At 41.6% G+C, this 12,768-nt stretch carries 10 protein-coding genes; 8 read left to right on the top strand and 2 right to left on the bottom strand.

Annotated elements, in window-relative coordinates:
• Positions 1-8: 8 nt before the first annotated feature.
• From moeB to L4C37_RS16600, 6 genes are all read left to right on the top strand, one after another.
• Positions 9-758 (top strand): molybdopterin-synthase adenylyltransferase MoeB, encoded by a 750-nt coding sequence (gene moeB, locus L4C37_RS16625; protein WP_429769214.1) that lies wholly within the window; start codon positions 9-11, stop codon positions 756-758.
• Between the two features lie 207 nt (positions 759-965).
• On the top strand, positions 966-3,116 hold the full coding sequence (locus tag L4C37_RS16620; protein WP_429769213.1) for an LruC domain-containing protein: 2,151 nt from the start codon (positions 966-968) through the stop codon (positions 3,114-3,116).
• Between the two features lie 14 nt (positions 3,117-3,130).
• Positions 3,131-3,592, top strand: a complete 462-nt coding sequence (locus tag L4C37_RS16615; protein ID WP_273295149.1) for a hypothetical protein — start codon at positions 3,131-3,133, stop codon at positions 3,590-3,592.
• 167 nt (positions 3,593-3,759) lie between these two features.
• On the top strand, positions 3,760-4,089 hold the full coding sequence (locus L4C37_RS16610) for a hypothetical protein (protein ID WP_429769212.1): 330 nt from the start codon (positions 3,760-3,762) through the stop codon (positions 4,087-4,089).
• Positions 4,089-4,943 (top strand): sulfurtransferase, encoded by an 855-nt coding sequence (locus tag L4C37_RS16605; RefSeq protein WP_429769211.1) that lies wholly within the window; start codon positions 4,089-4,091, stop codon positions 4,941-4,943. Before L4C37_RS16610 ends, L4C37_RS16605 begins: the two co-directional genes overlap by 1 nt.
• A gap of 126 nt (positions 4,944-5,069) precedes the next feature.
• Positions 5,070-7,364: a bifunctional diguanylate cyclase/phosphodiesterase gene (locus L4C37_RS16600; protein ID WP_137375374.1), complete on the top strand. Its 2,295-nt coding sequence runs from the start codon at positions 5,070-5,072 to the stop codon at positions 7,362-7,364.
• A gap of 132 nt (positions 7,365-7,496) precedes the next feature.
• Here L4C37_RS16600 and L4C37_RS16595 read toward each other — a convergent pair whose 3' ends face one another.
• Positions 7,497-8,864: a glycoside hydrolase family 18 protein gene (locus L4C37_RS16595; RefSeq protein ID WP_429769210.1), complete on the bottom strand. Its 1,368-nt coding sequence runs from the start codon at positions 8,862-8,864 to the stop codon at positions 7,497-7,499.
• A 178-nt stretch (positions 8,865-9,042) separates the two neighbouring features.
• Positions 9,043-10,047: a sugar-binding transcriptional regulator gene (locus L4C37_RS16590; RefSeq protein ID WP_137375375.1), complete on the bottom strand. Its 1,005-nt coding sequence runs from the start codon at positions 10,045-10,047 to the stop codon at positions 9,043-9,045.
• A gap of 452 nt (positions 10,048-10,499) precedes the next feature.
• Between L4C37_RS16590 and tal the strand changes: the two genes are divergently transcribed.
• Entirely contained in the window at positions 10,500-11,450 is a 951-nt protein-coding gene (gene tal, locus L4C37_RS16585; RefSeq protein WP_137375376.1) for a transaldolase, read from the top strand.
• A gap of 89 nt (positions 11,451-11,539) precedes the next feature.
• The coding region (locus L4C37_RS16580; protein ID WP_429769209.1) for a transketolase family protein at positions 11,540-12,768 on the top strand (1,229 nt) is incomplete at its 3' end.

The following is a 12,768-nucleotide window of genomic DNA, read 5'->3' as shown; positions in this document are numbered from 1 at the left end:
GCATACGCATGGAAATTCTTTCTGATGCAGAAATGCTTCGCTATAACCGACAAATCATACTTAAACAATTTGATTTTGAAGGACAAGAAGCTCTTAAACAGAGCTCGGTACTTGTGCTTGGTGCAGGCGGGTTAGGTTGTGCTTCGGCTCAATACCTTGCAACGGCTGGTGTGGGTCATATCACTTTAATTGATGACGACCATGTCGAGTTGTCTAATTTACAGCGTCAAGTTCTTCATAATGATGGTGATATTGGGAAGAAGAAAGTGGATTCCGCCGCTCAATCTCTTAAACAATTAAATCCGCATTTATCATTAGATACGCGAGGCAAAAGGTTAAGAGATGATGAACTAAAGCTATTAGTTGAATCTCATACTCTTGTGCTAGATGCTAGTGACAACGTTGAAACACGTAATCAACTGAATCGATTATGCTTTTCTTCAAAAACACCTTTAGTGTCTGGTGCTGCGATTCGCATGGAAGGTCAAATCAGTGTATTCACTTATCAAGATTCGAATGAACCTTGCTACCAATGTTTAAGCTCTTTATTTGGTAACGCAGCATTAAGTTGTGTTGAAGCTGGTGTGATGGCGCCCGTAGTAGGGATCATTGGGGCAACTCAGGCACTAGAAGCCATCAAAGTTATCGCGAATTTCGGCACCCCTAAAAAAGGGAAATTACTGATTCTAGATGCAATGTCCTTAAGCTGGCGTGAAATGAAACTAATGAAAATACCTACTTGCCCTATTTGCTCTTAAATTATAATTAGTAAGTCAAACAAAATGACCAAGCCTCAGAATATTCTGGGGCTTTTTTATTAAACATGAGTACTCAAACACCTTCTCATTATGACAATCATTTTACCAAGGGTGTTTTTACTAAATATTTTCCATTAAAAATCAACAAGTTGAAACTGGCACGTAATTTGATTAATTAACTACATCACCCAATATAAGGATGTATACATGAGAATTACAACACTCAGTTTAATGCTAGGCATGCCATTTTTCGCTCACGCTGCCCCTTTCGATACCTGCCCTAGTCAGGCATATTTGTTTCAGTCAACACCTGTTCAAGTATACGGCATCAATCTCGTTACAGGTTCGACAACCTTGTTGCAGGCCGACACTGGAATAAATGCCAATATAAATGCTGTTGGTTTCGATTTTGATGACCGATACATTTATGGCTACGACACAACGAACAAACGTATTGTTCGTCTCGGTAAAGATTTCCAAGCAGAAGTCATCAATACAAGTAGTTTACCGACCAACCATACATTCTATGTTGGTGACGTTTTTGGGCATAAATATTACCTATACCGCAAAGGCGAAGGGCTATTTTCTATTGACCTAACCCCTCTTGATTCTGATAAAAATGCCGTATTACCTGTTACTCAAATCTCTTCGACGGCTACCATCAACCTAACAGATTTTGCTTTCCATCCCGGTAATGGCTTTTTGTATGGCATAGACAATAACTCTGGCTATTTGTATAGATTCGACCGTACCGATGGTTCAAGTGAAATGATTGGGGATACAGGAGAAACCGGAACATTTGGTGCTGGGTACTTCGATGTGAACGGCTATTATTATGTCTCGCGTAATCAAGATGGGAAGATATACCGAATCAACCTTTCCACCTCTAACCAATCCAATATCGACAATGGTATTGTGCCAGCCGTTGAGTTTGTCTCTAACGGTCCAGCCTCTAGCCAAAACGATGGTGCTCGATGTGCCAATGCACCTGTTGTTGATGAAGATTCAAATATTGACTTCGGCGATGCCCCAAACAGCTACCTAACGTTACTTGAGAGTAATGGCCCACGTCATGAACTTGATGGGCTTACATGGCTTGGTACCGCTCAACCTGATGGTGAACAAAACGGCTTCACCGCGCCTCAGTCTGATGAATCATCTGGTATCGATGACGAATGGTCAAATGGCGGTATTGGTTTTGTTACAGGTCTTGAGTCCGGTTTAGATTCTAAAGTATTAATCGACGCTTCAACTTCTGGTTATTTATCTGCTTGGATAGATTGGAACCAAGATGGCAGCTTTGATGGAGAAAACGAGCAAGTCTTTACTGATCAAGCTCTGTCCGCCGGGGAAAACACTCTTTTCTTAACAGCTGATATTGGCGCATTAACTGGCACAACTTGGGCAAGATTTCGATTCAGTCAGCAAACAGGCTTAGATTACTTCGGCGGCTCCACGTCAGGTGAGGTGGTTGATATTCAGGTAGATGTTTTGAATGACGGCGCTTCAGCTCGCTACTTCCCTAGCGCTTCTGGCTACGCAACATTAGCTTATGAAGATAATTGGCCATACAAAGCAGATTACGATATGAACGATGCCGTAATTTTCTATCGAATCACGGAAATATTAAAAGATGGGAAAGTGGTTAAATCAACTATCAATGGCAGATTGGCAGCCGTTGGGGCTGACTATCTAAATGGCTTTGCGATTCGAATGGAAGGTTTAACACCGGCAATGGTCAACGCGTCTAGTTCATACATGAAACATAATGGAACGTACGTTGACTCAGGTGTAAACGATACTTTAGGGCTTGAGAACAATCGATCAGAAGCCATTTTCGTCGTGACTGAAAACTTAACGGCTCATACATCGAATGGCTGTAGCTTCTATAGAACCAAATCTGACTGCAAGGAAGCTGAAGAATTTGAGTTCCAGATAGGGGTAACAATTAACGGCGAAGGTATTGAAACTAATATTTGGACTGATATGCCCTACGACCCGTTCATTTTTGCCACTCCAGGGCACTACCACGGTCCAAATTTACCATTACATCCAGGAAGAAGTTGGGAAGTACATTTATCCGATCACTCTCCAACAGAAGCTTTCGATAGCGCTAATCTTTTTAACACTGGTCTAGGGGTTGATGACAGCCGACCTGCCGAAGGTAAGTATTTTAAAACAGTCGAAAATCACCCTTGGGCGTTATTGATCACTTCACCAGATGAGTGGGAATGGCCGCTTGAACGAGTCAACATTGTCACCGCTTACCCTGACTTTGCGAGTTACGCAGAATCGGAAGGTCAGCAATCTACTGATTGGTACAAAGTACCAGCAGCTAACCAATGCTATATCCCATAGGTAAGGAGCTCAACATGACTTTATTCAATAACTCTATTTTCAAAAACAGCTATCTGGTGGTGTGCGCGCTTTCTACTTTATTACTAAGTGCATGTGGGGGAGACAGTGGCGGAGGCTCAGGTGCTGCAGCTACACCTGCACCAGCAACTGCAACAAAGATGGAAGATCTCGTTGTACCTGATGGCTTTGATTATAACCCCATGGGCGACTATGAACTGGACATCGATATAAGTAGTATCACAACCGCTCGATCATTTGTCTCTGTATATACTCGGTTCTCGATCAAGAATGACTCTAGCTACAAGCCCGATTATTCTAGTAAGGTTATCGCTGGTTCTTTGAACTCTGGAACATTTGATAGCAGTTTTTCTGCTCCATCGGTAGAGGATGAGTTTCTTGTTGAAGTATGGTTTTTTGATGACCAACCGCCCTTACAGCAAGTATTCTCTACTTCTGAGAGCCAATTAACTTGGTAACTAGCCGTAGCTAGGAAAAGCTAAGTATTCAGATAATAATCATAAACCGCAGCTCAATAATGAGTTTGCGGTTTTCTTTGTTAAAGCACATATTTCAGCTAACAAGATTCCATTTATCCTGTTTGTACCGTATCTTATATGAATTATTTATTCAGTATTTCAATGGAATGAAGCAACTTAAAGTCGGTCTAATAATTCTTTTCATCGGGTGCATCACGCTTGTTTTGCTTTCTCGTTATCCACTGAGCACACCTACTAAACACAAGATATCGGCTACTGTTATTGCCAATACTCTTACACAATCGCTGGATGGACACAGGCGATATTTGACCCTTGAGCACTCAGAACTCGGAACATTTCGACTTGGTATTCCCCCGACTACAAACTGCCAAGTCAACGACTTAGCTTTACTTCAAGAACTCTCGAATAAACTCACGCAAAAAAGCAGCTACCAGTTTATAAGCTGCTCTGTCTCTACAGAAAAAGGAACATTGTAATGAATCCAATACTTATATCTGCTGAACAATTACAGACGATTTATAACGATCCAGACACAATTATCCTTGATGCCAGTATCGAGTTTCAAATCCCTGGCGAATCTCCAAAGGTTACTGGGCAAATGATTCCCAATGCGATTCAATTCGACTATGACAAAGACTTTTGCAACCGTCACACTCTACTCCCTCATATGTTTCCTTCTGAAAAGCATTTCAACGAACGAGCACAAGCACTGGGTATCAACAATTCAAGTACCATTGTGATTTATGACAATGCAGGGACTTATGCTTCACCTAGAGCTTGGTGGATGTTTAAAGCTATGGGACATAACAAAGTATTGATCTTAGATGGCGGTTTACCTGCATGGATAAAAAATGGAGGAGCAACAACCGCAGATTATAGAGAGGTCACTCAAGACGGTGATTTCAGTGGAACACTTGAACATGGTTACTTTATTAATGCTCAACAAGTGTTAACCTATTCAAATGCACAAAGCGCAAATATTATTGATGCGCGTTCACAGGTTCGATTTGATTCAAAAGTACCAGAGCCAAGAAAAGGTTTGCGCAGTGGGCATATTCCTCACTCCCTTTGCCTTCCATTTGCATCAGTCCTGAACGATGGTCACTTAAAAGATACGCAAGACTTGAAGAACATCTTCAATCAACTACCATTAGATGAATCTAACCCCATGATTTTTAGTTGTGGTTCTGGTGTTACCGCTTGTATTTTACTTGTAGCATCATACATTGCAGGTTATCGAAATAGCATGAGCATTTACGATGGTTCATGGACTGAGTGGGGAGCCGACTCGAACCTTCCTATCGCTGTGACCCAAAATTTAAGCAGCTAATTTTAGTTTCAGTAGCCGTTGCTTTAACCTCAGTAATAGTGGCTTTAAATCCCAGAATTCAAGCGATTGAAAACCAAGCTTAAAGAACTAAACGAGTTAAGAATTTCATCACAAAAGAAGACTTCTATGGCTGTATTCAAGAAAAATATCTGGATGTTGTATTTTCTGATTGTCTCAATCACCCTGATACTTTTCACATTGCTAGGTTACAACAAGTGGGATGCGAACAGAGAAGACTTTGTAGACAAGCAACACCTACAAGTCGAACTCTTTTCAACATCAGTCAATTCTCTATTAACCAGTCAAGAAGCTCTACTAGAGGTGGTTGGTCATCAGCTCGTACAGCAATCTGACTTCACGCGTACAGCAGCCCTACAGATTAGACCAATACTTGACCAATTACTCGATACTCACCCCGCGATTGCCGCTTTCGGACTTACTAACAAAGAAGGAAACTTCATTGCCGTAAGTTCCAACCTCAGCTTATCGACTTTGCCCGGCTTAATGGAAAGGCCACACACCAGAGATTCATTTATAGAAGCTCTCAACAGTGACAAGATGATTCTAGGGCGAACTTATTTTCACGAGTCTCTCAATAGCTTAATCATTCCGATTAGAAAAGCGATTTCTTTACCTGGAAAAGGCGTGCAAGCCGTTATGACAGCTGGTTTGCAATTGAATAGTACTTTAGTTTTTAACGATAATACTCACTATGGCGATTACAATGAATTACTGCTCATACGCGCCGATCACTTTCGTCAATTTGAATCATCACCTATTCATTCTGTAGCTCGATATAATGAAACTGTTGATGCGAACATGTATAAGGTCATCACGGCTAAAGTGGCAGAACAACATGACATTAGCATTGAGGAAATAAAACTCAGTAATCAAAGCTATTCCATCGCTACCTCTGACCCTCAAATAAATGCCATCGTTACCGCAAAATATCTTCGAGACTATAAATTGTGGGTGGTAGGTCAAACAGATCTCACGTACGTAGACGAGCTCTTCGCTAAAGAATTTCTTGTTTATTTCTTAGTCTTTATACTTTTACATATTGGTTTTTATTTACTCGTAAATTCTATTGCCAAAAGTGAAATGGTCGCAAAAGAGCAGCTAGTGTATCAGGCAAGTCACGATCCTCTGACTTTATTGCCGAACAGGCAATATATGAGGAATGACATCCATCACTGGCTAGGTAACAAAACCAAACCATTTTCATTATTGTTCATTGATATCGACAATTTTAAAAGTGTGAACGATACGCATGGTCATGATTTTGGTGACAAGGTTCTTAAGCAAATATCAAAACGTCTTATTAATATTCATACCAGTGAATGTTTAATTGTCAGGGAATCCAGTGATGAATTCATCTTACTGACGCCTCGAAATCATGAACAAGATGTTAAAGCCCTCGCCCAACGGATCATTGATGATTTGGCGGTGCCTTATGAAGTCAATGACTCCCAGTTTCTACTCGGCTGCAGTATCGGGATTTCAATGTTTCCTGAACATGGAAACGACTTAGATAGCTTACTTCGAGCAGCCGATATCTCAATGTATAAAGCAAAGAAGCAACAAAATTCTTTCAGTATTTTTACTTCTGAAATGCAAGAAACTCACCTTTATAAGATGAAGGTAGAACAAAGACTAAGACTTGCAGTTGAGAATAAAAGCTTATTCATGGTCTTCCAACCACAAGTGAATGCCGATGGTAGTACCTATGGAGTTGAGGCTTTAGTTCGATGGATAGATGAAGAGTTAGGTTTTATCCCGCCAGATGTTTTTATCCCTATAGCCGAGAATACAGGTTTAATGAATCGCCTTGGTACTTTCATTATTGAGTCTAGCATTCAACAAATAGCTAGACTGCATCAATCTGAGCAAATCAAATTTGGGCTTTCAATTAATATCTCAGTCCGTCAATTTATGAATAAACGATTTTCTGAACATTTGATATCGACACTTGAAAGATATCAATTTAACCCTGATTTACTGACTTTAGAAATTACTGAAAACCTGTTTATTGAAGATTTAAGTCACGTAAAACCAATATGTGAATCCTTACATGAGAAAGGTATTAGAATTTCGCTCGATGACTTTGGAACGGGTTACTCATCATTAAGCATGCTAAAAGCGCTACCGATCAATGAGTTAAAAATTGATAAGAGTTTCATTGAGAACATACATTGTGATCAACAATCTCTTACTATGGTTCAGAATATTATCGCTATTGGCAAAAACTTTGGAATGATTGTATTGGCTGAAGGTGTTGAATCTAATCAACATTTTGATGTACTTAAAGAGTGTAAGTGTGATTTGATGCAAGGCTACTACTTTTCCCGCCCTATCTCTTCAGAAGAGTTGGCTGTTCACCTAAATCAGCAGGAGACTAAGTATGCTGAGTTTTCTATTTAGAAACATGAGCAAGTGGATTAACAAAGTAAGTAGATAAGTAGATAAGTAGATAAGTAGATAAGTAGATAAGTAGATAAGTAGATAGAAAAACACCTAGCATATTTGCTAGGTGTTTTATTTTTAATGAATGAATTATTTATTCATTTCATTATGCATGACATCTATCAGTTGACCTGTAGGATCACCGGATAATTCCCAAGTAAAAATACCACCTAGGTCAGATTTCTTCGCCCATTCGACCTTTGCTTTAATTGAACGCTGATCTTCGAAAGATATGAATACTTTTTTGTCAGGGTTCCACAAGTAAGGTGCTTGAGCTTGTTCATCGTACTTGTACTCATAACCCTGCTTGCTACTGTAATTATTCATAAGATCCCAGAACATGAAGTAACCGTTTTCGCCAGTACCAAACTGCGCACCTTGTTCTGAAACCAGATCACCTTTCGGTAATTCTCCAGCAAAGTCTTTTGTGCCTTGCCAGCCTCGACCATAGAATGCAGCTCCGATCACCAGCTTTTCACTAGGGATACCTTGTTCAATCATTTGATTAATGAACACATCAGCTCCCATTCCCCACCAACTGCGCTCTGTGGCATGTAAATTTGTTGTGTGTCCAGTCTGTGTTCCCCACCCGCCGAGGAAATCATACGTCATCGCAAACATATTCGTTAAATATGGGCTGGCTGCATTCCAATCAATTTGTGCAGCTTTAGCACCCACGCCTACAGCCGTTGAAAGTTCATAGTCTCTTCGCGTTTTTTTCGACAAAGCGTCTAAATCACTTCTAAGCGTTTTCACTAACAGCGTGAAAGCCTCTCGTTCTGACGCTTTCTGCTCATCAGTGAGCTTAGTTTCTGGGTTCCAAGGCGAAGTGGTTAAACCGCCGCCTCCTGGGTATTCCCAATCAAGATCAACACCATCAAAAAAGTCATATTTTTGGATCAACTCAACAGCCGTTTTGGAAAAGTGTGCAATGGCTTTAGGATCTTTCGCCATCGCATGAAAAGGTTCAGACATTGTCCACCCGCCGAATGATGGCAATATTACAATGTCTTTATTGTCGGCTTTAAGCTGAGCTAACTGGGCAAAATGACCTTTATAGCCAACATCTACATTCACATCACCAAAATCGACTTCTAATGCCGATTTTTTATCCACAATAATCGCAGTAAAGGGTTCTTTATCCGCACATTGCTGCTGAATTTGTTTTTGGACTGGCTCACCGGCTCCTGTGTGGGGACCACACATGCTTAAGAAGGCGTAGATAATATGAGATAGCTTGTCTGCTGGTATGTCATCAACAGTATAAGGGTTGTCTTTATTCAGGTATTGCCAATCAGCAAAGTACCCGGCGACAACTTTATCATCGGCATGTGCTGTAGGTGTGAGTATACAAGCTGCTGCTATTAAGCTAAGCGCGCTGATAGGATTAGATTTAAAGATAGAACTTGATTGATCACTATTGCTAGAAATGGCTCGTGTAATAAATGACAGTTTCATAATTATCTCCTTTAATGTGGCTTAACATTAAAGAGTGATAATTCTTTCAACCGCTGAACAAATTCACTATTCGAGTCATGTCTAATTGTTATCCCCATTATTACACCGGTTTCAACTAGGGGCGTTTTTTCCATGACTTGATCAAATAGTGAATTCAGCGATACAGGGAGTTGCTTTGCTATTCACTGCCGTTTGGGTTGCTCACGCTGAGCTGCTCGTCTAGATTTAAAACCGTTAAAGCATTACTTACCGTCGTGGCAATTACATCTACAACTCCGGAACGCAACGCACCTAATAAAGCGAGTGGCTTACTGTTTTCCGCCGCAATAGCAATAACATCAGAGATTGCGCGATACTCCTCTAAGCCCAATCCAATTACTCGGTCACTCATGACAGTATTTGCAGCTTTACCATGCACATCGAAGAAGTCGTAACCAGCAAAATCCCCAACCACGCCTTGCAGTAATCGTGACTGAACCACTTCATCAGCGGTAAACCAGCCTAAGTCAACCATGTAGCTGTTCTCGCTCATATCACCAATACCGACCAATGCAACATCTGCTTTACGTGCCAAATCCAGAGTTTGCTTGACGGTCGCGTTTTGCATGAATGCTAACTTTTGGTCTCTGTTTTCCGCATACGCAGGGGCATACAAGGTTTCTGAACTGCCGCCATATTTTTTAGCTAGCTGACGACAAATATGATCCGCGTTAAACATACCGCCTCTTGGGTGAATACCGCCAATACCGCAAACGAACTTACAATCACGTGGCGTGATTACGCCAACATGGTGTGCAACAGAAGATACATTTCGCCCCTGCCCTACTGTCACTACCATTCCATTCTTAAGTGAGCTGGTTAAGTACTTTGATACCAATCCTGCCACCTGTAACCGTTGCTGTTCTTCTTGAGGTTGGTCAAGCGCCACTAAAGCTCGTTTAACACCAAAACGTTCAATCAATCTCTGCTCAATTTTGGCACTAAACACTGGGTGGTACTTCACCGTAATATCGACTATCCCTTCATCTCTCGCTTGTTTGAGCATTCGCCCTACCTTTGCACGTGAGATTGAGAACTTTTTTGATATTTCTTCTTGAGTCGCTCCGTCTTGGTAATAAGCAACGGCAATTTCTGTTAGTACATCGGTATTTTCTTCCGAAACATCTTGAATATTATTAGACATATTCTATTTAACCCACCATTAACAATTATTTCACCTAAGATAGACTTCGCCATATTCTTATCTTTTCATCTAAACTCATTATACACACTGAGCATTTGCTCATTCAAGTTACATATTCTCAGGCATATTTAGGTGAATATAGGATGGGGATAAAAGGGATTGAATTATTGCTAAACGTTTGCTTGAAAGCCTTATGGTGACTGATGATAAATATATTTGATTAAAGTCACTATTAACAGTCATTCGTAATTGACTTTACCGCTAGATCAGATAAATATGGCTACATCATTTACTCATTGAGCGATCATATGTTCGAGACAAATGTTCGCTCAATTGAAAATTTAAACTCATACACTTTCTACTAACCAAATTTATGAATGTGGATGAGTTAGCTTGCAAATGCCCACGCTTCATTTTGATGAAGTGTTGCCCAAGACATAGGATGATCAACAATGAGCAATAAATTAGAGCAACTACGTAAACTTACAACTGTTGTAGCGGACACTGGTGATATCGAAGCTATCAGCAAGTACACACCTGAAGATGCAACTACTAACCCTTCTCTAATTCTTAAGGCTGCTCAAATTGCTGAGTACGCACCTTTAATTGATGCTTCTATCGAATACGCTAAAGCTCAAAGCGGCGACAAAGCACAGCAAGTTCAAGATACTTGTGACATGCTGAACGTAAACATCGGTAAAGAAATCCTTAAAGTTGTTCCTGGTCGTATCTCAACTGAAGTTGACGCTCGTCTTTCTTACGACTTAGAAGGCAGTGTGACTAAAGCTCGTCAACTAATCAAAATGTACAACGACGCTGGCATCACTAACGACCGTATCCTTATCAAACTAGCTTCTACTTGGGAAGGCATCCGTGCTGCTGAAATCCTAGAGAAAGAAGGCATCAACTGTAACCTAACGCTTCTATTCTCTTTCGCTCAAGCTCGTGCTTGTGCTGAAGCTGGCGTATTCCTAATCTCTCCTTTCGTTGGTCGCATCATGGACTGGTACAAAGCGAAAGAAGGTCGTGACTTTGAAGCTTCTGAAGATCCAGGCGTTATCTCTGTTTCAGACATCTACAACTACTACAAAGAGCACGGTTACAAGACTGTTGTTATGGGCGCAAGCTTCCGTAACATCGGCGAGATCCTTGAACTTGCTGGTTGTGACCGTCTAACTATCGCACCTCAACTTCTAGCTGACCTAGAAGCGGCTGAAGGTGAAGTTGTAGAAAAGCTAATCGACTCTAACGGTACTAAAGAGCGCCCTGCAGCAATGACTCACGCTGAGTTCCTATGGGACCACAACCAAGACGCAATGGCTGTTGAGAAACTGGCTGAAGGTATCCGTAACTTCGCAGTTGACCAAGGTAAACTAGAAGACATGATCGCAGCTAAGCTGTAATCACTACCATATAAAAAAGAGGAACGAATTTCGTTCCTCTCTTATTTCAAAACTATAAATTTCTAATTTAGACTCTATTGGAAGCAATTATGAATCGCAAACATCTAGCTAACGCTATTCGTGCTTTGAGCATGGACGGTGTACAACAAGCAAACTCTGGTCACCCAGGCGCTCCTATGGGTATGGCTGACATCGCTGAAGTACTTTGGCGTTCTCACCTAAACCACAACCCATCAAACCCTGAGTGGGCTGACCGCGACCGTTTTATCCTGTCTAACGGCCATGGTTCAATGCTGATTTACTCTCTGCTTCACCTAGCAGGTTACGAGCTTTCAATTGAAGATCTTAAGAACTTCCGTCAACTACACTCTAAGACTCCAGGTCACCCAGAGTACGGTTACGCACCAGGTATCGAAACAACGACTGGTCCTCTAGGTCAAGGCATCACTAACGCTGTTGGTATGGCAATGGCTGAGAAAGCGTTGGCTGCACAGTTCAACAAAGAAGGTCACGACATCGTAGACCACTTCACTTATGCATTCATGGGTGATGGCTGTCTGATGGAAGGTATCTCTCACGAAGCATGTTCTCTAGCAGGTACACTAGGTCTTGGTAAGCTGGTTGCTTTCTGGGATGACAACGGTATCTCTATTGATGGTGAAGTTGAAGGTTGGTTCTCTGACGATACACCTAAGCGTTTCGAAGCTTACGGTTGGCACGTAATCCCAGCTGTAGATGGCCACGACGCTGACGCTATCAACGCTGCAATCGAAGCCGCTAAAGCGGATCCTCGCCCGACTCTAATCTGTACTAAAACAGTTATTGGCTTTGGTTCTCCAAACAAAGCAGGTACGCACGACTGTCACGGTGCACCACTAGGCGCTGAAGAAATTGCAGCAACACGTAAAGAATTAGGTTGGGAGCACGGTCCTTTTGAAATTCCGTCGGAAGTTTACTCAGAGTGGGATGCGAAAGAAGCAGGCGCAGCTAAGGAAGCAGCGTGGAACGAGAAACTTGCAGCTTATGAAGCAGCATACCCTGAGCTGGCAGCTGAATTCAAACGCCGCGTAAACGGTGACCTTCCAGCTGAGTGGGAAGAGAAAGCATCGGCAATCATCGCTGATCTTCAAGCTAACCCAGCTAACATCGCATCACGTAAAGCATCTCAAAATGCTCTAGAAGCATTCGGTGCTATGCTACCTGAATTCATGGGCGGCTCTGCTGACCTTGCGCCTTCTAACCTAACTATGTGGTCTGGTTCTAAGTCTCTTGAAGCAAATGACTTCTCTGGTAACTACATCCACTACGGTGTACGTGA

Origin of the sequence: Vibrio kagoshimensis, from assembly GCF_050337535.1 — a bacterium.
Taxonomy (GTDB): domain Bacteria; phylum Pseudomonadota; class Gammaproteobacteria; order Enterobacterales; family Vibrionaceae; genus Vibrio; species Vibrio gallaecicus.
This window is presented reverse-complemented; position numbering and strand designations above follow the sequence as displayed.